This window comes from Enterobacter sp. BNK-18, assembly GCF_047456135.1.
In the GTDB taxonomy this organism is placed as follows: domain Bacteria; phylum Pseudomonadota; class Gammaproteobacteria; order Enterobacterales; family Enterobacteriaceae; genus Enterobacter; species Enterobacter ludwigii.
Map to the genome: position 1 here is coordinate 1840943 of NZ_CP179899.1, position 21228 is coordinate 1862170.

Sequence of the window (21228 nt, forward strand, 5' to 3'; positions counted from 1 at the left end):
ATTACGCGGCAAACTGACAGTGAAACTCGCCCTGCTCACAGGTGACGTGCAGACGTCGGTACTGCTCATCGCTGCGGCTGGCGGTAAGTAATATCTGGCTCATCTGAGGCAGCAAGGTGTTTGTCAGAATAGCGTCCACCATGCGGCCGCCAGACTCCACCTCGGTACAGCGCTGAACAATTTGTTCCACCACGCTGTCATCAAACTCGGAAATAATATTGTGATTCTCTTGCAGACGACGCTGAATGCGTTTGAGCTGCAGGCGGACAATCTGCCCCAGCATCTCGTCGCTCAGTGGATAATACGGCACCACCAGCAGACGGCCCAGCAGCGCCGGCGGGAAGACCTCCAGCAGCGGCTGACGCAACGCGCCGCTTAACGCCTCAGGCTCAGGCATCAGTTCCGGATCGGCACACATGGCGCTGATCAAATCGGTGCCGACGTTGGACGTCAGAATAATGATGGTGTTACGGAAATCAATATGGCGGCCCTCGCCATCTTCCATCCAGCCTTTATCGAAGACCTGGAAGAAGATTTCATGTACATCAGGGTGCGCTTTTTCAATTTCGTCCAGCAAGACCACGCTGTACGGGCGACGGCGAACGGCCTCGGTTAATACCCCGCCTTCACCATAACCCACGTATCCTGGAGGCGCACCTTTTAAGGTCGAAACGGTGTGGGCTTCCTGGAATTCACTCATGTTGATGGTGATAACGTTCTGCTCACCACCATAAAGCGACTCCGCCAACGCCAGTGCGGTTTCCGTTTTCCCCACGCCGGACGGTCCACAGAGCATAAATACGCCAACAGGTTTGTTCGGATCGTCGAGTTTTGCCCGCGAGGTTTTCACGCGGCGGGCAATCAGATCCAGGCCGTGACGCTGGCCGATGACGCGCTGGTTGAGGGTATCAGCCAGGTTGAGCACCGCATCAATCTCGTTTTTCACCATCCGGCCCAGCGGGATACCGGTCCAGTCAGAGACCACCGCCGCCACCACGTTTTCATCCACCGCCGCAAACAGCAGCGGCTCGTCGCCCTGTAAAGCGTTGAGCGCCTGCTGCTGCGCGTTAAGCTCGCTGCGCAGTTCGCCGGTCTCGTCATCACCCGCGGCAAACAGCGCGGCACGCAGGCGGATGATTTCAGTCACAAGAGCACGTTCCTCTTCCCAGCGCTGGGTCAGGGCTTCGCGCTTTGTTTCGTATGTATCGCGCTCGGCGGTCAAGGCTGCGACGCGCTCCGGATCGCCGGCACCCACGCGCGCTTCGCGTCCGGCAATCTCGATCTCCACATCCAGGGCCGCGAGGTGGCGCAGGCAATCTTCCAGCTGTGCCGGTGGCGCGCTCTGGCTGACCGCCACGCGGGCACAGGCAGTATCAAGCAGCGCAACGGCTTTATCCGGCAACTGACGCGCCGGAATATAACGATGTGACAGCTTGACCGCTGCGCTGACCGCTTCGTCGAGAAGCAGTACCTGGTGATGCGACTCCAGCGGTGACACGGTGCTGCGCAGCATCAGAATCGCTTTGGCTTCGTCCGGCTCGTGAACCTGTACCGTCTGGAAACGACGGGTCAGCGCCGGGTCTTTCTCAATGTATTTTTTGTATTCCGCCCAGGTGGTGGCACCGATGGTGCGCAGTTGCCCGCGCGCCAGAGCCGGCTTGAGCAGGTTAGCGGCATCACCGGTACCCTGCTGACCGCCTGCGCCAATCAGGGTGTGGATCTCATCGATAAACAGAATGACTGGCGTAGCGCTGGACTGCACTTCATTAATCAGGGCCTGCAGACGCGCTTCGAACTCGCCTTTCATGCCTGCGCCGGCCTGCAGCATGCCGATATCCAGCAGCCAAAGCTGAATATTCTGCAGCGGTGCCGGCACGTCGCCTTCGGCGATACGCAGCGCCAGCCCTTCCACCACCGCCGTTTTGCCAACGCCAGCTTCCCCGGTCAGCAGCGGGTTATTCTGGCGACGGCGCATCAGAATATCGACCATCTGGCGGATCTCTTCATCGCGCCCGACAACCGGGTCAATCTTCCCTTCACGGGCGCGCGCGGTCAGGTCCTGACCATACTGGGCCAGCGTCCCTTGTGCGGCTGGCACCGTACCGGCTGGCGTATCCGCGGCAGCGGCCGCCTGCTGCGTCTCTTTGCTCTGAGCGCAAATCGCATCAAACTGCTCGATCAGCACGTCGACGTTAAGGCGGGTGAACTGCGCCGAGATGCTTTTCAGCACGTTAGCCAGATTCCAGGTTTTCAGGATGCCAATCAGTAAATGTCCGCCGCGAATACGGCTGACGCCATACTTCAGCGAGCCAAACACCCACGCGCGCTCCACGGCGCTGTCGATATGTTCTGACAGATCGGAAACAGAACTCGCGCCACGTGGCAGCGCATCCAGTGCGGCCACGATATCGCGCGTCAGCTGCTGTTCATCGAGGGCAAAATGACGAATCACCTGTTGCAGATCGCCATCCTGCTGCTGCATCAGCTGATGCAGCCAGTGCACCAGCTCAACATAGGGGTTGCCGCGCAGCTTGCAGAACGCGGTGGCGCTTTCCAGTGAGGTAAATAACAGCGTATCCAGTTTGCCGAAAAGCACGGCACGGCTGATTTCTGACATGTTCGGTTCCGTTGATAACAATGCGTTAGAAAAATTATCGCTCTGCGCGATACACCAGATCGCCACGTGGGACAGGCTGAGGCTGAAGGCCCAGCCAGGTGTTGTAACCTAACCGCCCGGCGCTACCGAGCGAGGCACCCTGCACCGCGTCGGCGCGCAGAATAACCCGAGTTTCCCATTCAAATTCTACCCCTGCGTACTGGCGTACCCAGTCGCGCAGTTCAATGACCCACGCTTCGCCGGGCAGGAAGCGGTTGTACTCTTCCGCGCTCAGTGGGCCGATTTCGACACGAAACTTGTGCTGCACGTCGCGCACCGCAACGCCGAGAAAAGCGGATTCTCCCATCCGCGGCAGACGACGCCCTTCACCCAACTGTGCCTGTTCCCGCGGCGAAAGCGGCATCCACTGCGCCACGTTCGTGACCAGTTTTACCGGGGCGTGAAAATAGTTGCGCAGGATCTTCTCCAGCCCTTCCGGATCCCGTGCGTGACGGGTCAGGTGCCCCGCGTGAGTAAAACGGGCATGTGCGCTCAGGCTGCCTTTGGTCATCTGCCCCGGCTGGCCCATGCCGATCAAGGATGCCAGGTACCCCTCAAAGCGTTTGTTGTCCGCGCGGTCAAGAGAGACGGCGGGCTGCGCATCAGCCCAGGCACGGTAAAACAACAGCGTCAGGCGATGATGGAACAGATCGGCAAACGCGCTCAGGCTGGTGTCCTGATGATGATGAATACGCTCGCGGGCGTACTCTGTCATATGGACGGGCAGCGGGCCATTTGGACCAAACAGACCGAAGCTGAGGATAGACACCTCGTGCAGCCCGTTCTCTTCACGCTGGCGCACCTGCGCGAGGGTCGACGGCGCAAAGCTCATCGATGGCTGCTGACCGATACGTAACGGTTCAAATTTCGGCAGCGGCGCGCGCCCCAGCGGATAACGTTCACCGCCCTGGGCATCAATGCGTCTTAATAGCTGGAACAGATCGTAGCGCCACGGCGTCTCACGAACGCCGCGCCAGAAATCGTCCGGCAACGGCGTCAGGCAATGGACACGCAGCGGCGCGGAGGCGACTTCGCTCATAGTAGTGCCCTTTTCCCCATGCGCGGTGCCCAATAGCCAATCTCACCGCGCTGCTGACTCTTCAGCGTGAATTCAGTAAAGCTGTTGATGGACACCAGACGGGCAAACAGGCGTTCCAGCACGCTGCCGAAAAGCCAGGGGCTGGCGCCGGAAAACGCACGCTCATCCACCGTCAGAGTAATGCCGATCCCGCGCGCAAAGACCACCGGCCCCGGCTCCGGGACGCGACGGTGAACCGGCTCCAGCACGCAGTGGCGAACGCCCTCAACCTGACGCGCAACCGGCGTCTCCGCCAGGTTAGCATACAGCCCTAACAGCTGACGCAGGGCGGCGGCGCCCTCTTCGTTTTCGCTGTCCATCAGGCTGAGATAGTTCATCTGCAGTTGGCTGATCAATCGCCAGGTGCTAAACCCTTCGGCCAGAGCCGGGCGTGGCGGCGTTGGGCCTTTTCGCAGGGTCAGGGATTTCACCGGCATGGAATCGGCCATGATGAACTGTCCGAGTTCCTGCTGAAGCATCAGCGGCAGGTCGCGGCTGGTGCACAATACTTCCGCGGAGATATAGCGCAGATTTTCCTGCCAGGGTGCATGCTGTTCATCCACCAGCGAAACAAAGACTTCGGAGCCGATATAACCGGTGCGGGTGCCGTAGCGCAGGGCATGTTCAGAGAGCACTCGCTGCTCGCGGCGCAGGGAAAAATAGGCGCCATAGTTGCCCGCATCACCGCTCCAGGTGCTCCAGAAAGGACGAAACGTCTGGTCGTCACGCTGGCCGTCGGCACTGCCGAAGATTTTGTTTACCGCATAAATTTCATAATCCAGGGGACGGATGTTATCCACCACCAGATGATATTCATGCTGGCTCTCGCTCAGCTTCTGCCGCGCCGCCACTTTCGGGAAAAGGTTGATCACCGGCGTGCAATGCATCGCCAGATGGCTGGCATCAACCACCCGCTCCAGCTGCTCATCGCTTTTATCCAGCAGGATGAAAATATCGAACGCTTTTTCATTTTCACAGCGCTGGATAAGCTTGCCCAGACCGCTGAGGCTGATAAAGCGGAACCGTGCCGGAAACGCAAAGTATTCCTGCAGCAGACGATAGCCGTCAAAGTTGCGCAGGTCGTCCGGAAGCAGCGCCTGGTCCGGCTCAAACCCTTCCTGTCGCAAGGCATCCGCAGAGAGCAGCTGTCGCTGCGGGTGCTTGCTGACGGTCTGGCAGACAATCCCGGCGTGGTGCTCCATGACCAGCTCAAGCAGCTTGAGCGCTTCAATATCCGGGCCGCTAAGGAAAAACTCCAGACGGTCAAAATCCAGATGCCCAAGATGCTGCGGGCCATCGCAGGCAATGCGGATCCGTAACGCGCTGTTGATCCCCCGCTGGCTCAGGCCCAGCTGCGCCAGCGGCAGATCGGCAGGCACACCGCCCAGCTCGACCTTATCGATTTTCAGCGGCAGTAGATTAACTTCATGCGCCGTGGTGTAGCTGCAGGTGACCCCGGTCTTTTTCAGCGCCAGGCTGTCCATCATGGTGCCGCGCGGCACCTTAAAACCGTTGCTCAGATCGCCACGCGTGCTGTCGGGCTGGATTTCAGCAATCGCCATTGAGGGGGTTGGCGCGAGATAGTTTGGCGCAATCATTTCCAGCAAACGCTGGGAGAAGCGCGGGAACTCCGCATCCATTTTCATTTGCACGCGGGAGGTCAGGAACGCGAACCCCTCCATCAGGCGTTCTGTATACGGATCCGCCACTTCGATGCCGCGCATGCCCAGTCGACCCGCGACTTTGGGATAGCGCTCGGCAAATTCAGCGCCCATTTCACGCAGATAGGCCAGTTCACGGTTGTAATATTCGAGCAGTTTACTTTCCATGATCACCCCGCATCTTTCAGTTCAAAATGGCCGTTTTCCAGATCGACATCGGTGCGAAACAGAAACTCCAGCGGGTACGGCACACACCACAGACGCCCTTTTATCTCAATGGACAACACGTTGTGCAGATCCAGTGACGAGGTGTCTGACACGCAGCGGACCTGCAGTCCCTGCGGCAAAATACGCGGTTCAAAGTTAATGATGGCCTCGGTAAGCTTGCGCTGAATGTCGTGCCATTCAATGTCTGACATTCTTTTCCCGGCCAGCGGCGCGACGCCAAAATTAACCACCGAGCGGTTCACATGCGGCAACGCGCTCAGGTCACCGGATGCGTCATGGTTGATGGTGTTAAACAACCACTGCAGATCCCGCAGGACGTTGCGGCGCAGGGCGGCGTGGGTAATCAGATTACTGTTGGCGGACTCGCGTTTTTTTTCCGGATCGTTATCGGTGAGGCGATCCAGCAGCGAGGGCTGCATTTTATCGCGCGCCCCCACCTTCTCCTGCTTGCTGCGGGCTTGCCAGCCGCTGCGCAGCAGATCGCCTTCGCCAGCGGGATTACTCATGGGCTCCATCCGCAGCAAACGTCACCAGGTTCAACGACAGCAATGGGCTTTCGCTTTGCTCGCTAAGCCAGGCTTTCTGCCCCATGCCTTCATACAGCGTGCCGTCATTGTCGAGCGGCAGCCATTCGGTGGTGCGCGCGAGCTTAACCGCGTCAGACGCATCCGGTGCGAAAGGATAGCGCGCCGGGATCTGGCAAACCTGTTCGGTACCGTCCGTCAGGCGCACCAGCGCATGACGCCACACCAGGTCAGTCACGCTGGCAGGCGCCTGGAAACGGATCTCGGCGATGGCGTTAAACGGCAGCCAGAAATAACGGCCGTTGACGATGGTTTCACACACGGGCCCCAGACGAGCATCGCCGTCCATCAGCCATGCGAATGCCTGCGTCTCGTCATTCTCAAGTGTGATTTGACCCGCCGTTGCCTGCGCCTGCTCAAGGGCTTCCAGACGCAGCGCCTGAGCACGCTCTCCCGCGTCATTAAGCGCGGCGGCAAGCGTGGTAAGCCATGGCCACTGCGTTTCAGGCATGGCAGGACGAGCCTGCCCCGCCATCACCTGCGCGCGCTGCAGCTCGCCCTGGATGGACTGCTCCAGCAGGGTAACGGTTGGTTTAGCCTGGGGCTTAAGTGCCAGCCAGCTTTTCAGCTGAGTCAGGGCACGCGTCCAGTTACCACTGAGGGTCAAAAACTGCACAAACGCGGCACGGAGATCGGCATCGGCCGGACGGGCTTTGATCTCAGCTTCAAGACGCACCAGCGCGTCACTCAGCGATTCACCCGCCAGGTGTTGATAGAGCGTATTCATAGCCATTCCTTAGTTTGCCGCGCGCCAGGCGCCGACTGCCGGATCGCGCAGCTGAGGGCGCAGGGTGTCAATCAGAACGATATTGAGCGTTGTGCCAGGGGTAACCCAGGCGCCCCAGATTTTTTTCACCGCGGCGATACGCGCCTGCAGTTTTGCATCGTCGCTGGCGGTCTCACGTGAAATCTCCACGGCCACCGTGCCGTTGCTTTTCCAGCCGTTGAGGCTGCTGTCGTAAGGCAGGATCATCCAGCTCTGGTCGCTGTTGGAGGTGCTGAAAACCATGCGCTCTTTGTTGACGGAGGTGATCAGCGCGTTTTCCGGGTCGGCACTTTGATTCAGTCCCATGACCGGGAAGCCGTGAATGTAGGTCACCGGTATCTCTTTTTGTCCACCAGTACGGGACTGGGAGATAACCGTGTGACCACTCAGCCAGCTCCCGTTTCCGCAGCGGGTGGTGTCTGAATCCGGAATAAAGAGCGCCGGAGCAGACGAGCCCCCTTCCCAGAAGGTACGCAGATGGCAGCCGTCCTGAAGGGTAAATTCCTGCCACGGCGTGCGATCGGCAGCAACCGTGTGGGTTTCCGCGTTCTGGTCCGGCGGCAGCAACGCACCGCTGGCCGGAGTACTCACTGGCGCAGTCTGCTGCTGTTTTACCACCAGCGCCCAGTCCTGCGCTTTGCCTGCTGTCCCCTGCGCCAGCGTCGTCCCGGACGGATCGTTCAGCGTCCAGCTCAGTTTACTGACTTTGCTGCACTGGTGTTCCAGCAGCGAGCCCAGACGCGGGACAAAGTTCTCCAGAACCGAAACGTCTTTGTTGCCATTCGCCACGATACGCAGCGCAATCTCTGACTTACACCAGCTCTGTGGGGTGTTGTCTTTGATGTTATCAATCCAGATATCCAGCTTCTGCGCAGGAGACTGCACGATGCGGAAATTCTCAGCCTGCGCGGTGGACGCCACCGCCAGAAGTGCTAAACCCGATAGCCAAAGTTTCATATCGTTCCTTGTGTGTCTAATCAGTTCCGCAGGGAAGAAATTGTGCTGCGTCAGAAAGCGTATGCAGCAAAGTGGTGTCCTGAGGGTTGCCCATCCATACCGCCAGGGCGGTATAGTTATCCTGAGCATTCCCCTCCTGTTCGCCATTCTTTTGGATGATTTGGTTCATTAAGGTCAGCCACTCTTGTGGCGTGTTAACCATGTGCAGCGACTGTTTCATCTGTTCTTCGCTGACGCCGTGCCAGAAACCGTCCGTACAGAGTAGAAATGCATCTCCGTCTTCGACCTGCACCACATCGCTGTAGCTCGCTTCTGGCCCACCGTTTTCAATACCCAGCGCCAGATAGAGCAGATTGCTGTTGAGGTTATCGGTGTCGTGCCCTGCATCTTTCATCTGCTGAACCAGGCTGTGATCGGTGGTGACATGCCACAGCCAGCCCCGGCGAAACAGATACAGGCGGCTGTCCCCGGCATGTGCCCAGTAGGCCAGCCGGTAATCTCTGTCGATAAACAGACTGACCAGCGTGGTGCCCATCCGGCGATAATCCTGAACCGCCTGCTGTTCGCTGAGAATGGTGCGATTCGCCGTTTGCACATAGTCGCGAATATGCTGCGCGTTCAGGTGCTTGTCGCCATCGAAGCGGGAGATAATACTGTTGCGAGCCAGTTCAGCGGCCACCTCACCGCCCGGCAGACCAGCGATACCATCACAGACGACAAAGCAGGCTGAACGTTCCCCTATGGTTTCTCCCGTCTGATCCTGGTTGCTGGCGCGCGTCCCCTGGCGGGAGAGAGAAGCCGTTGCGATATTCATTTTTCTTCCGATCCGCTCTGTGAGTCTTTGTACTGATTTACCTCCATGTCATAAGCATGAAGGAAGGCTTCGCCAAACAGGGTGTGGAAGTCATCCTCAATCTCGCCTGCCGTTTCACCATAGCTGCGGACAAAGTAGTCCCACAGTGCGGCTTTGCGGCTGCCCGGCAACGCCAGTCGGGAGGTCATCCCGTTCTGCTTCGCCTGCTCTTCCAGCTGTTCCGGGTTGAAGGATTGCAGCATGGCGGCAATGATGGCGCGGATACCGGAGATCATACCCAGCTGATGCGCCTGCAGATCGATCAGCGCGTCACGCACAGATTTTGTCGGCGGCATAAAGCCCGGCATTGGCGTACCGAACATCTGGATCAGAACGGTTTTCCCGGTCGGCAACAGTTTGAACGGGTTGTTGGCATCATCAAGTACCATGGTCATATCGGCTTTTACGCCGCGCTTGAGAATGGAGCGCGAAGAAAGCAGCGCCACGGTGCCCTGAGAGAACATGCCCAGAATTTGCCCCAGCTGACGCATATTTTCGCGGTCAAACTGCGGGACGGGCTGCATTTCGCTGAGCCCCATCCCTTCCAGCAGTGCCTCAAGTAATTCGCCCTGCAGTACTTCACCCTTTTCGCCATTATGGGCTGCTGGCGACGCCGCGTTTTTGACCGGGTCAATACGCAAACGCCCTTTAGGTGCCTGGGCATTACTGCGCGCCACGGCCTGCGGGGTTGGCATGGTGAAGCCGGCATAATCCGGTCGCGCCGGCTCTTCTTCTTCCGCGCGCGGCGGCACCTGCGGCTCAGGAGCAAACAGCGGAGAAGCGGCAAGGACGTCCTCTTCCTGTTCTGCTTGCGGCTCTGGCGTCAGTTCTGGCTCAACGACGGCCTCTGGCTTATCGCCGACAATCTCATCCGGATGGGTTAACGGTGCCCCGCCCATCAACCCGAGGGGGTCATCATTTCGTGCAGCAGGTGCGCTGGCACTACCGCCAAACAGTGCCAGCGGATCGAGTTCATCCGTCTGCTCTTCTTGAGGCTGCGCAGGTTTAGCTTCATTGGGCGGCACCAGCGTAGACGGGGTGACGTCGTCAAAAATGCTCTCTTTTTTGAACAATGCTTCGTCACTGAACAGCGTATCCGGATCCACGTTCTTACGCTCAAGCTTTGGATCGCTGTCATTGAACATCGCCAGCGGATCTTCAGCGTTACGCTCAGGTGCGACAGGCTGGGAGAACGGATCATGCGACGCTGCCGGCTGCGGCTTCGCCCGAGAACTGGAAATGCTGTCGGAGATAGAGAACTCCTGCATCAGGCTATCCCAGATTTCCGACGGCACAGCAGTCGGTTCCGCCTTCCCGCGCGGGGCGGCGCTCGCAGGCTTCGGCTGCGGGGCTGCCGCAGGGGCCGCGGCTGGACGCGCCTGCTGCTGCATGGTCGCCGCCATGCGGCTGACTGGCTGCGTATCATGAATCAGTTCGGTCACTTCGATACGGTAATCATCAATACCGAGAATGTCCCCATCCTGCAGCTCAACCTGACGCCCGCGCTCAAGCGGAATGTCATTCAATACCACGCGGGTGACGCTGCCACGGTTAGTGACGCGGCATTCGCCCTGGGCGTCAACGTGAACAATGGCCTGCAAACGCGAGATGGTGCGGTCATTGTCCGGCAATACCAGATTGTTATCCGTACCGCGCCCAATGGTGCCGCCCGGGGCATAAAAATCACAGCTGCTCTGCGGCGGCTGATGACCGGGTTTTGTAGAAATAATCGTGAATCGCATGGCGTATTCCTGCTGGTATGATTAGCGCTCAAACGCTGCCGCTCTCGGGGCGAGAACGGCGGCGTTTGAGGAAGAGAATATCAACAAAACTATTTAATGAAATTTACAAAAAATAATCCAACAATGAGCCATAGAGTGAATATTAATGCCTGCACTTTATAACGACGATGCAGTTTTAGCATCCAGGCAATTTTTTCATCTGGTAATGATTGAATATATTTATAAGCTTCTTCCTGCACCAGCCTGTCGCGAGTAAACTTCATCTTCACGCCCTTATGAAGACGAATAAACCAGATTATTTTTTGATAGTTTGCCAGTGATCCAAAAAAAGAAGCGTAATTTGTTACCAGATCGAGATCATAACCTTTGCGTCTGTAGTCAGAAAGGAGCTGATTATAGTCAGCCTCGTGTTTTTTAAAATAACGAGAACTAAACAGATCCATAATTACAACAACGAGAAACAAACCCACAGTAAGCAATAAAAGTAAATTCTCGAGATTTACCATAATTTATCCATCATATACTCTGTTGCTCCACCTGCTATTTCGCTACCAGCGTATCCACCCGCAGCCGCACCGACAATAGAGCATGCGAGCAATCCTACACCGCCAGTTGCAACTCCCAGCGCAACGCAAACTCCCGCCCCGGCTATGGCACCATATTTGCCACCGTAAATGCCACCAGCAAGACCTGCACCAAAGCTACTGTATTTTTTTACAGCAACTTTTGAGCAACTCTGCTCTCGTCCAACGGTACACGCATTGTAAACTTCATTGGTCGTATTTGCACCTGCAAAGCCTATTGCAAGCCATCCCCCCATTTTAAGAAAACGAGCGGCCTTTGAAGCATTATCAATGTATGTTGAATAACCCCGAATAGAACCAACACCGGCAGTGCTCCATTCATGCACAATTGATCTGCTCGATAAACCTAATGCATGTCTGAGTTCATTATAAGGTTTCATTTTAAGAATTAATCTGGAAAGTTTATTTAACAAAACATCTAACTCAGAGAACAATCGTTGACGCTCAACAAAAAACTGTTGTCCTATTAATGTCCCTTGCGTTCTGTACTGATTTTGATAGGCCAACTCAATGGATTTTAATTTTTTTTCGATTTCACTGAAGTATTTGTCACCCGCATCAGAAACCACACCAAGGGACTTATCCATAAAGTTTGTGACTGCGGCAATTGTGCCATAGTGCTGAGAGAGGAAATTAGCCTCACCTGTATTAAGATCCGCCAGAGAACTATTAACTTTCTGTTTTGCGATTTGCAGTTGTTTAAGTTGCACTGCATTATTGTTTCCTGGATCATTGACAATTAACATTTGACCAGGTTTGGACCATTGAGTATCGCTATTAATTTGCATAAAATGACGCGCTGCATCGCTATTAGGATTATTAAACAGAAGCCTCGCCTGAAAATCCAACGTCCCGGGCTGCTGAACAATACAATACCCAGGTGCAACCATTGATTTTACGCTCATTACTCGATCTCTTTGCAAAGTTTTGACTAATACGTAGGGCCAGGGAAAAACTCCCCTGGCCACGTACGCAATTACGCTTCTTTGTTTTCTTTGATGTTCCAGCCAGCGCTGCTTTCAGCACCTTTACCACCAGCAGTGGTCTGCTCCCAGTACTGCTGTTTCACTTTCGCAGCCTGGAATGCATAGGTCACACCAACGGTGTCGCCGTTGTCTGCACCGGTGTACTGAACAGAAGTTACCAGCACATCTTCGAGCGTGATGCGGGTATATTCAACTTGCTGACCACCCGCTTTGCACACGGACAGTTCAACTTTAGTCAGGTGCTTACCGCTTGCGCAGTGTTTGAGAATTGCTGTAGTGGATTTGTCGATCAGAGCGTTAACGTGCAGATCGTTAAAGTTAACTTTACCGGCACCGCCGCCGCCACCAACACTCATATTACCTGGCTGGGAAGCGCCCCAGGAGAAGGAGGTAATATCAGTCCAGCCGGTGTGGTTAGAATCTTTAGATTCGCCCGTAACACCCTCGACCTTCAGAAACATATCAATAGCCATAATATCTACTCTTCGTGGATGAACAATATTGCTTTCGAAAAAGCACTTATATGGCAAACAGGAAAGCATGGGGCTGAATAAAACCGTCCATATTTTACCTCTGCCTCATATCAAATGACCCGTGTCATTTGACAGTCTTGACATTCCCCCTGAATGAAAGGAAAGAATGTGAAGTCTTTACTACTGCGGATTATCCTGAAGCCAGGTACGGTCAGGATTACCGATAATTAATTGAGGTACAAGTTTATTAAGTTCGTCACTATGATAAAGACGTAGACAGTTTAACGTTACGCCTTTGACATCGGGTTTTATCTCAGAATGAAAGGCATTGGTTGCGCCTTTATATTTATCAATAAGGGCATTAATTTTATCATTGCCATTTTCAATATCGAAAGGCACCCATTCCAGTAATGCACTACTGCTACGGGCTGCATCCAGAGAAAACTGGCTTTTATCATCTGAAACTTGAGCCAGACAGCGAGAAAAAACAACGTCTTTAACAACTTGCTTATAAGGCATTTTTTTGACAAACATCACCGGATCGTCAGTTGCATAAACAGAGGCGGAACTGGTGAGCAACAGTAGACTGGCAATTATTTTTTTCATGGCAACTCCCAAAAATTGGCTTTGGTCGTCGTGTAATTCGTCTCCGGTGCATTGAAATAACAATGATCCGAACAGGTTAAACCATTCCAGAATGTGGCATGACCTGCGGCGTCACTCCAGCCCTGTACCTCAAACAGAATTACGCCCTTTTTGTTGGCTAATTGTTGAACGGGTAAGGAAGGAAAACTCACGACCATGTCAGGTTTACCCCACTGACGCGTCAACCAGGCAATAACATCCTTTACCCGATAGAAGTACCATTTATTATCAGCACCGGATACCGTGAGATTTGCAATACGCGGGACGGGATGCCCGGTATAGTTCAGAACATAACTCATGCGTACGGCACAACTATTTGACCACCCACCCTGATCTTGCGGTATTTCGAAGTTGTGCTTAACCTTGCCGCCGATAATTTGCTTAACTTTGCCGATAGAATCATTTGCATCGTAAATACGTGTTGCCGCCGCCCAGGCAGCAACAAACGAAGGTCTCGCGGTCATATTTCCTCTCACATTTCCATGCTATAAAGCAGGCGCCGGGTAAGGCCTCCCGGCGGCAATCATCATCACGCATCTTTCGTCTTCAGTGACGGAAGTTTAGAAACCAGACGCAGAGAAACGGTCAGACCTTCCAGCTGGTAGTGTGGACGCAGGAAGAATTTCGCGGCGTAATAGCCCGGGTTATCTTCAATTTCCTGCACCTGCACTTCGGCAGCCGCCAGCGGTTTACGGGACTTGGTCTCCTGTGAGGAGTTAGCCGGGTCGCCGTCCACATAGTTCATCACCCAGTCGTTCAGCCAGCGTTCCATCTCTTCACGTTCACGGAAGGAGCCAATTTTGTCGCGCACGATGCACTTCAGGTAGTGGGCAAAGCGGCAGCAGGCGAACAGGTACGGCAGACGGGATGCCAGACGCGCGTTAGCGGTCGCATCCGGGTCGTGGTACTCAGCCGGTTTCTGCAGAGACTGCGCGCCGATGAAGGCGGCAAAGTCAGAGTTTTTGCGATGAACCAGCGGCATAAAGCCGTTCTTCGCCAGCTCGGCTTCACGACGATCGCTGATGGCGATCTCGGTCGGGCATTTCATGTCCACGCCGCCGTCGTCGCTCGGGAAGGTGTGACATGGCAGGTTTTCAACCGCCCCGCCGGACTCCACGCCGCGGATTGAAGTGCACCAGCCGTACTCTTTAAAGGAGCGGTTGATGTTGGCAGCCATGGCATACGCGGCGTTCGCCCAGGAGTAGCTGTTGTGGTTCGCGCCATCGGTCTGCTCTTCGAAATCGAAGCTGTCGACCGGGTTAGTGCGAATACCGTACGGCAGGCGCGACAGGAAGCGCGGCATCACCAGGCCAAGGTAGCGTGCATCTTCGGATTCACGCAGTGAACGCCACGCGGCATACTCGGTGTTCTGGAAGATTTTGGTCAGGTCGCGCGGGTTCGCGAGTTCCTGCCAGGACTCCATCTGCATTACGCCCGGTGCGGTACCGGTGATAAACGGACAGTGGGCCGCCGAGCCGATACGCGCCATCTCGCCCAGCAGTTCAACGTCCTGCGGACTGTGGTCGAAGTAGTAGTCGCCGACGATGCAGCCAAACGGCTCGCCACCAAACTGACCGTACTCCTGCTCGTAGATTTTCTTGAAGATTGGGCTCTGGTCCCAGCCCACGCCCTTAAAGCGTTTCAGGGTACGACCCAGCTCCTGCTTGGAGATGCTCATAAAGCGGATCTTCAGCATCTCGTCGGTTTCAGTGTTGTTCACCAGGTAGCTCAGACCGCGCCAGGCGCTCTCCAGCTTCTGGAACTCTTCATGGTGAATAATCTGGTTCACCTGCTGAGACAGCTGCTCGTCGATACCGGCAATCAGGTTCTGAATGGTGCGGTAGGTGTCACTGGAGAAGGTAACGGTATTTTCCAGCGCCTGCTGCGCCAGCGTTTTTACCGCACTTTCCACCGCGGAGCGCGCCTGATCGGTTTTCGGGCGGAACTCTTTGTTCAGCAGCGCGCTGAATTCATCCTGGCTGAACGCCTGACCACTCTGCTGCTCGTGTTGTTGAGTCTGGTTGCTCATCGATTATTCCTCGCTACCTTTCGCGCTTTCGTCATTTTTCGGCAACTGGCTCAGAGATTTGAGCAGCGTCGGATCCTGCAGAATTTTAGCGATCAGCTCTTCCGCGCCGTTTTTGCCATCCATATAGGTCAGCAGGTTGGAGAGCTGAGTACGTGCTTCCAGCAGCTTGTTCAACGGCTCAACCTTGCGGGCTACCGCGTCCGGCAGGAAGTCGTCCATGCTGTCGAAGGTCAGATCAACGTTGAGCTTACCTTCGCCGGTCAGCGTGTTATCCACCTGGAACGCCACGCGAGGTTTCAGCGCTTTCATGCGCTCGTCAAAGTTATCAATGTCGATTTCGAGGAATTTACGCTCGTCGACTGCCGGCAGGTTTTCCACCGGTTTACCGACCAGATCGGCCATGACGCCCATCACAAACGGCAGCTGAATTTTACGTTCTGCACCGTAGATCTCTACGTCGTACTCGATCTGCACGCGGGGGGCACGGTTACGTGCGATAAATTTCTGCCCACTGTTACTCATTGCCATGATGTTCTCCATCAAAGATGCGCGGTGAAGGTGAAACGGCAGGCTCCATGCCTGTCGTCATAATGCCAGGACGCGTTATTCGCGGCGTCCAAAGATGTTTTCCAGTTGGTTAACGCCGTCTGGCGCCAGGTCGCGAATAATGTCCATAAAGTTAAGTTCTGACAGCCGCTGCACCCGTTCAATCATCAACGGTGCGGGGTGGCTCGGTTCGTACTGCGCAAAATACTGTTTGGCTTTCTCCAGCATCAGCTGTGCATCGGCGCGGCTGGTGACCTGCACGCTGCGCCAGTCTGTAACCTGCTGAACGGGTTGTGCGACCGCCGGTTGAGGTTCAGCGCTGAGCTCAGCCTGTGCCTCCCGGTTGGGCAGCAGCTTGCTGATGTCGGTCACCTGACAGGCGCTGGCGACCAGCCCGACGGTTTTCAGCAGCTGTTCCATCTCCGGAACGCCGCTTTCACCAAGATGGCCGGTGAGCAACTCACGAATGGCCAGCAGCCGTTCGTTAATCACTATCACCGCCGACGTGCCCGGCTGATCGCCGCGGGCCAGCTCGTCAATCAGTCTTGGACGGCCACCGGGGTAATCCGGACATTCGGTTTTACTGCCATCCAGCAGTGCCTGAGCGTCGCGAAGTGAAATTTCATCGCCATTTGATCGCAGCAGCGAGGCGTTACGCACGGCGACGGTCAGGTCAGACTTATCACTCAGCCCGGCCAGGGCGTTAATGCGGTAAAACGGGTCGGTTTCGCCATACTCTTCCAGCAGCGGATAGAGCGGCTCCCAGTAACGCGTGATCGCCTCCTGCACCAGTAACAGCCCGTCGGCGTAGCCCGCAAGGCCGCGGCGACGTGTCCATGCATGCGTTAACGCCAGCATGACGCGCAGATCTTTGGTGCGGCTCAGCAGGCTGGTGGCGAATTTTTCCACCGTATTCCAGTCAGCAGGTTCTGCCGGAATGATGGTGTCGCCAAACTGCTGCTCTGCTTTGCCCTGGCTGGCCTGATTCATGAGCTGGAAATCAGCGTCATACTCCAGGTTTTCGCCACAGGGCTTGTCGGGGCTTATTGGCGCGAGAAATTCTTCGATATTCATAAGATCCCTGCTTATTCAAACATGGGCGGATAGAGACCGTGACGGCCCGGGCGGGCGCCACCTGCCGGGTCGAACAGCAGCGTAAAGAGCTGCCCGGTGAAGTTCCCGCTGTGAACATGGGTGTAGAGCGGGTAGCCGTCGCAGCGGTTGGTCCACCAGTAGCTGGTCTGGCGAAGCGGGTCAAAGCACTCTGCTGCCTGAGGCCAGCCCAGCGTGCTCTGGCCGTCTTCGTCATAACCAATCACGTCGAGAATATCTGAGCGCTTTTGCGGCTCGACGGGCTGCGGTGCCGGAATGGACATCAGCATGTCATCGAGCTGTGAGGCAGAAAAACTGTTACGTACCGCATGCAGGCCCAGGCGGCCAATCTGCTGATACCAGCTTTCAGCCTGACTGAGCAGGCGTGACGACCAGTCCGCGGGGGCAAAGCTGAGCTGAATGCAGACCGGATATTGTCGACCAACGCTGTCACGTCCCGGCAGCAGGCAGCCCATCTGAATCATCTGGCTGCCCAGCATCGGCGGTACGACAAAATTCCAGACCGGCGCTTTGTTAAACGGGCGCTCACCGCTGCGCTGCTCTTCCTGCTGCCAGGCCAGCAGGCCGACCTGGAACCAGTGTGACCACTGGCGTTGCAGGGTGTCAGGAAAGCGACGCTGCAAAAAATCTCCGGCGCTGGGCAGTTTGCCATACCAGCTGTAGCGGTTCATCGCAGGGGTATTCGTCATACGGCTGTCCTTGCGGTTATGGGCATGAGAAACGGGGAAGCTGGAACGGGTTACGAATACTGTTTGGCGCAAATTCCAGCGTAACCTGATGTCCGTCTACGTTGAAGGTCGCCTGGCGACTCAGACTTCCCGCCCCCGGGCTGGTACGCGCTTTATCGAAAAAGCGGTTCAGCGCCCAGGAACCGTTCGTCACCAGCGTAGCCGTGCTGCCATTAGCCAGACCCAGCTGCATACGCACCTGGTTGGTCCCGCCCGGCCCCGGCCAGTTCATGATCTGCACAGCCTGTGGACCATGGCTGTAGCGCAGCAGTTGACCGTCAACATCCAGCGTCAGGTTAAGGATCGTGTTATCCATTCTGACGGTGCGCACCGTCACTTTGTAAGATGGCGTGGTGGCACCGTTAGCAAAGAAAGCATCGCGAATGGACTGCGCCTGCTGGAACGGTCTCAGGAGCCCTTCACTTCCCGGCAGCGTTTTTCCATCAATGCCCGGCATAAAGCGCCAGTTCGCCTGCGTGGTATCGACTTTATTGGTCAGGTTGTCACGAAAGAAGGTGTCCATCAGCCCGGTGCCTGGCGCAAACATGCGCGCGAGATCGTCCGGCGTGACCTCCGTACTGGCGCTGCGCACCAGCGGGTAACGGCCAGCGATTGCCTGACGGCAGAAACCGCCGACTTCGACGTTAATCCGCTTACGCACGTTTTCGAGGTCGCGACGCTGGGTATCACTGCTGGCCCCCACCGCCATATTGCTGAACATGGTTTGCAGACCGCCCGGCAGACGACCGGCACTGGCCTGCAGACGGCTAATCGCCTCGCCTCCCGGAGCAGGCATGCCGCTGTTGGCCGCGTCCTGAACGGCAGTCAGGTAGCGGTAAAGTTCATCGACCTGCTTGAGAAAATCATCAAAGACGATGGTCTTCCCGCCCTTCTCCAGCGGCTGCGCCAGCTCAATCATTGGAGCATAGTGATCGGTTACCAGCTGTTCAGGTGCCTGAGTGACCACCGCGGCCTGCGTCGGGGCATTGTCATTATTACTGAATAACGCTTCGAGCGTGCGGGTGGCACGGTTGCTTTGCGCTTGCGCTTTACCGGCATCGTCCGGGGCTGGCGCATTACGTGAAAGCGTCAGGACCTGGCTCAGGTTCAGCACCAGACGGCGCAGCGGCGAGTTTGCCCCGGAGAGCAGACGCGCGGTATTGATGCGCTGGGAGAGATCGGCGCTGTTATTAAGCTGAATGTCGGCGAGGAAGCGATCCCAGTTGGCGATAAAGTCGCGCATGTAGAGCTGGCGCACGGCGTTATCGATCTGCTGTTTATCTTCCTGGGCTGAGGTCGCCCCCAGCACCCACGCATCGTCTTCATGCAGGGCAGTGGTGACGCTGTCAATCTGGCCGTTGAAGCTTTTCCAGTAACCGTCCGGGGTATAAAGACCCGGTACGCCTTCACTCACCGGCTTGCCGCTTTTGCGTGAAAACACCAGCTCGCTCTGCGGACCGCCCAGGTCGGAGAGCGACACCGGTTTCAGGTTTTCATCATGCTCCAGCAGACGCTTCAGACGACCATACACCCGGGTGGAAAGCGGCTGCTGGTTGATTAGCGCCCTTTCGCGCGCGACCAGGGATTCATCCTGCGCGTACGGCGAGGCCTGAATTTTCGGTTCAAGCAGCTGAGTCAGGTGCCACTCAAGCTGCTGAAGCTGCGCCTGAGTCACGTTCTGCGGCAGGTTGCGCTGCAGATTGAGCATTACCCAGGAGTGCAGGAATTTGCCGTCATAGTGCTTCGGCTGATAGAGCATCTGGTAGGCCTTCAGCGCTTCATAGCTGTATTCCACATCGCTGCCGTTATCGTTGCGCAGCCAGGTGGTGATATGCATCGCCACGGCAGGGAGCAGCATCTGGTCCAGCGCTTTCTGGTACAGAGACTGCGATGCATCGCTGACGTCATCCCCACGATAGAGCCCCATACGGCGTGAGACTGGCGGATCGTTAACATCAAACGCGTCACTTTTCGGCAGATCGACCAGGCCATTCAGCAAGGGCAGAAGGTCAAACAGATCGCGCTGAGGCTGATTCTGCAGCGCCTTGCTCTGCTGATCCAGCAGCGGCACCTTTGCGTCCACCTCTTCCAGATAAGCCTTGTTCCTGGCATAGCTGGTCAGCCACAGTCCACCGAGGATCACCAGCAGGGCCAGCAGCGCCGCATAGCCAGACCAAATGACGGCGCGGTTACGCAGTTCCCACCAGCGGTTTTCCCCGGCGATGCCGGCTTCCTGGAAAATGACGTTTTGCAGCAGGTTCTTGATGAAGAAGCTCTGCCCTTTCGCCCCCGGAATCGGAGCCTCTTTGCTTACGGAATCCCAGCGATTTCCCTCTTCACCTTCCGGCAAGGAGAGCGCACGGTTAAGTTCGCCCATCACCCGGTCAAACGGCATGCCTTCCTGGGTACCACTGGCGAAATAGATCCCGCGCGGGGAGAATTCGGTTTCAAAGTTAGAGCGGGCAAAGACCGTGCTCAGGTAGTCAGCCAGCAGCGGACGCAGTGCGGCAAACTCCTGCGGGAAGAGATACGCTTCCGCGCGCGCTTTTGCGTCATGCTCCTGCAGCAGGGTTTCCGGCAGTCCGGCATCCAGGCGCTGCTGTAAGAGGGAAAATTCCTGCTGGAAGTTACCCATCAGGTCGTAATCAGCGTGTTTGGTTTGCTCCCACGGCAGCGTGAAGCCCCAGATCTGGTCGCGCTGCGCTTTGTCGTAATCGGCAAACCAGGCACGGAAGCCTTTAAGCAGGTCAGCTTTGGTCACCATGACATACACCGGGAAGCGAATACCCAGTTGCTCATGCAGCTCAGAGAGACGCTGGCGCAGGTTGACCGCCTGCTGGCGTGACGCTTCAGGCGAGAGCGTCAGCAGATCAGAAATGCTGATGGTAATAATCACACCGTTGATCGGCTGGCGACGGCGATACTTACGCAGTAACCCCATAAACTCAAGCCATTCACCGGCGTCCTGAACCTGTTCGCTCTCCTGGGTGGTATAGCGACCCGCGGTGTCCAGCAGTACGGCTTCGTTGGTGAACCACCAGTCGCAGTTACGCGTGCCGCCGATCCCGCGCAGCGCGGTCTTACCGAAGCGGTCGGCCAGCGGGAATTGCAGTCCGGAGTTGACCAGCGCCGTGGTTTTACCGCTGCCCGGCGCGCCGATGATGACGTACCACGGCAGTTGATACAGATATTGCGTGCTAAAGCGCTGCGTCCACTGGGCACCCTGTCCCGCTTTGCTGAAGTGCGCTTTTTTCAGCATCTGTGCGGCTTCGTCAAAACGGCTGGCGAGGATCTGCTCCTCGTTGTTCAGTCGCTTCTGCGGATCCGCTGCTTCCGGGCTGGTGGTGTTCTCATTGAGTTTGTCCATCAGCTTGCGGTTCAGCCAGGCATTGTACAGCCGCGGCAGAATGTGGCCCTGCGCCCAGAGCAGATAAACCACTGCAATACTGATGATGCGGTTCTGTTCAGATTCGAGCGGTCGGGTGTCCACGATTGACAACAATGGGCCAATCATCCAGATAACCGCCGCAAGCGCAGTGACGCCCAGGAAGCTCCACAGAATGCGATTGGTCAAAATGGAAAGAAGAGTAGTCAGCATC

Annotated in this window: 18 protein-coding genes; all 18 read right to left on the bottom strand. The window is 56.4% G+C overall.

All coding sequences use genetic code 11. From position 1 onward, the window contains the following. Position 1: 1 nt before the first annotated feature. Positions 2 to 2617 carry a type VI secretion system ATPase TssH gene (tssH, locus tag ACMGG3_RS08830; protein WP_414149796.1) on the bottom strand — a complete coding sequence of 872 codons (2616 nt, stop codon included), beginning with the start codon at positions 2615 to 2617 and terminating at the stop codon, positions 2 to 4. A gap of 34 nt (positions 2618 to 2651) precedes the next feature. Then, positions 2652 to 3695 carry a type VI secretion system baseplate subunit TssG gene (tssG, locus tag ACMGG3_RS08835; RefSeq protein ID WP_414149797.1) on the bottom strand — a complete coding sequence of 348 codons (1044 nt, stop codon included), beginning with the start codon at positions 3693 to 3695 and terminating at the stop codon, positions 2652 to 2654. Further along, a complete protein-coding gene (tssF, locus tag ACMGG3_RS08840; protein ID WP_040017737.1) occupies positions 3692 to 5563 on the bottom strand; it encodes a type VI secretion system baseplate subunit TssF in 1872 nt (623 codons plus the stop codon). Before tssF ends, tssG begins: the two co-directional genes overlap by 4 nt. A gap of 2 nt (positions 5564 to 5565) precedes the next feature. Continuing rightward, positions 5566 to 6129: a type VI secretion system baseplate subunit TssE gene (tssE, locus tag ACMGG3_RS08845; RefSeq protein ID WP_010432861.1), complete on the bottom strand. Its 564-nt coding sequence runs from the start codon at positions 6127 to 6129 to the stop codon at positions 5566 to 5568. Then, positions 6122 to 6934 carry a type VI secretion system accessory protein TagJ gene (locus ACMGG3_RS08850; RefSeq protein ID WP_032680804.1) on the bottom strand — a complete coding sequence of 271 codons (813 nt, stop codon included), beginning with the start codon at positions 6932 to 6934 and terminating at the stop codon, positions 6122 to 6124. Before ACMGG3_RS08850 ends, tssE begins: the two co-directional genes overlap by 8 nt. 9 nt (positions 6935 to 6943) lie before the next feature. Then, positions 6944 to 7930 (bottom strand): hypothetical protein, encoded by a 987-nt coding sequence (locus ACMGG3_RS08855; RefSeq protein WP_049022650.1) that lies wholly within the window; start codon positions 7928 to 7930, stop codon positions 6944 to 6946. A gap of 16 nt (positions 7931 to 7946) precedes the next feature. Next, the gene (locus ACMGG3_RS08860; protein WP_014170545.1) at positions 7947 to 8744 is read right to left on the bottom strand and encodes a PP2C family protein-serine/threonine phosphatase; all 798 of its coding nucleotides are present in this window, start codon (positions 8742 to 8744) and stop codon (positions 7947 to 7949) included. Continuing rightward, on the bottom strand, positions 8741 to 10525 hold the full coding sequence (gene tagH, locus ACMGG3_RS08865) for a type VI secretion system-associated FHA domain protein TagH (RefSeq protein WP_113655981.1): 1785 nt from the start codon (positions 10523 to 10525) through the stop codon (positions 8741 to 8743). The genes ACMGG3_RS08860 and tagH overlap by 4 nt, the downstream gene beginning before the upstream one ends. A gap of 89 nt (positions 10526 to 10614) precedes the next feature. Continuing rightward, positions 10615 to 11031 (bottom strand): hypothetical protein, encoded by a 417-nt coding sequence (locus ACMGG3_RS08870; protein WP_032680802.1) that lies wholly within the window; start codon positions 11029 to 11031, stop codon positions 10615 to 10617. Next, positions 11025 to 12014 carry a hypothetical protein gene (locus tag ACMGG3_RS08875; protein ID WP_414149798.1) on the bottom strand — a complete coding sequence of 330 codons (990 nt, stop codon included), beginning with the start codon at positions 12012 to 12014 and terminating at the stop codon, positions 11025 to 11027. Before ACMGG3_RS08875 ends, ACMGG3_RS08870 begins: the two co-directional genes overlap by 7 nt. Positions 12015 to 12085: 71 nt before the next feature. Then, entirely contained in the window at positions 12086 to 12568 is a 483-nt protein-coding gene (locus ACMGG3_RS08880) for an Hcp family type VI secretion system effector (protein WP_014884229.1), read from the bottom strand. 180 nt (positions 12569 to 12748) lie between these two features. Next, a complete protein-coding gene (locus tag ACMGG3_RS08885; protein WP_044868590.1) occupies positions 12749 to 13174 on the bottom strand; it encodes a T6SS amidase immunity protein Tai4 family protein in 426 nt (141 codons plus the stop codon). Further along, a complete protein-coding gene (locus tag ACMGG3_RS08890; protein ID WP_063858476.1) occupies positions 13171 to 13677 on the bottom strand; it encodes a type VI secretion system amidase effector protein Tae4 in 507 nt (168 codons plus the stop codon). The genes ACMGG3_RS08885 and ACMGG3_RS08890 overlap by 4 nt, the downstream gene beginning before the upstream one ends. A 65-nt stretch (positions 13678 to 13742) precedes the next feature. Next, the gene (tssC, locus tag ACMGG3_RS08895; RefSeq protein WP_014170549.1) at positions 13743 to 15242 is read right to left on the bottom strand and encodes a type VI secretion system contractile sheath large subunit; all 1500 of its coding nucleotides are present in this window, start codon (positions 15240 to 15242) and stop codon (positions 13743 to 13745) included. Positions 15243 to 15245: 3 nt separating this feature from the next. Continuing rightward, positions 15246 to 15770 (bottom strand): type VI secretion system contractile sheath small subunit, encoded by a 525-nt coding sequence (gene tssB / locus ACMGG3_RS08900; RefSeq protein ID WP_008502644.1) that lies wholly within the window; start codon positions 15768 to 15770, stop codon positions 15246 to 15248. Between the two features lie 75 nt (positions 15771 to 15845). Then, positions 15846 to 16862 (bottom strand): type VI secretion system protein TssA, encoded by a 1017-nt coding sequence (gene tssA / locus ACMGG3_RS08905; protein ID WP_020883458.1) that lies wholly within the window; start codon positions 16860 to 16862, stop codon positions 15846 to 15848. Positions 16863 to 16873: 11 nt separating this feature from the next. Beyond that, positions 16874 to 17590: a type VI secretion system-associated protein TagF gene (tagF, locus tag ACMGG3_RS08910; RefSeq protein ID WP_020883457.1), complete on the bottom strand. Its 717-nt coding sequence runs from the start codon at positions 17588 to 17590 to the stop codon at positions 16874 to 16876. A 16-nt stretch (positions 17591 to 17606) separates the two neighbouring features. Further along, on the bottom strand, positions 17607 to 21227 hold the full coding sequence (tssM, locus tag ACMGG3_RS08915; RefSeq protein WP_014170553.1) for a type VI secretion system membrane subunit TssM: 3621 nt from the start codon (positions 21225 to 21227) through the stop codon (positions 17607 to 17609). Position 21228: the final 1 nt, after the last annotated feature.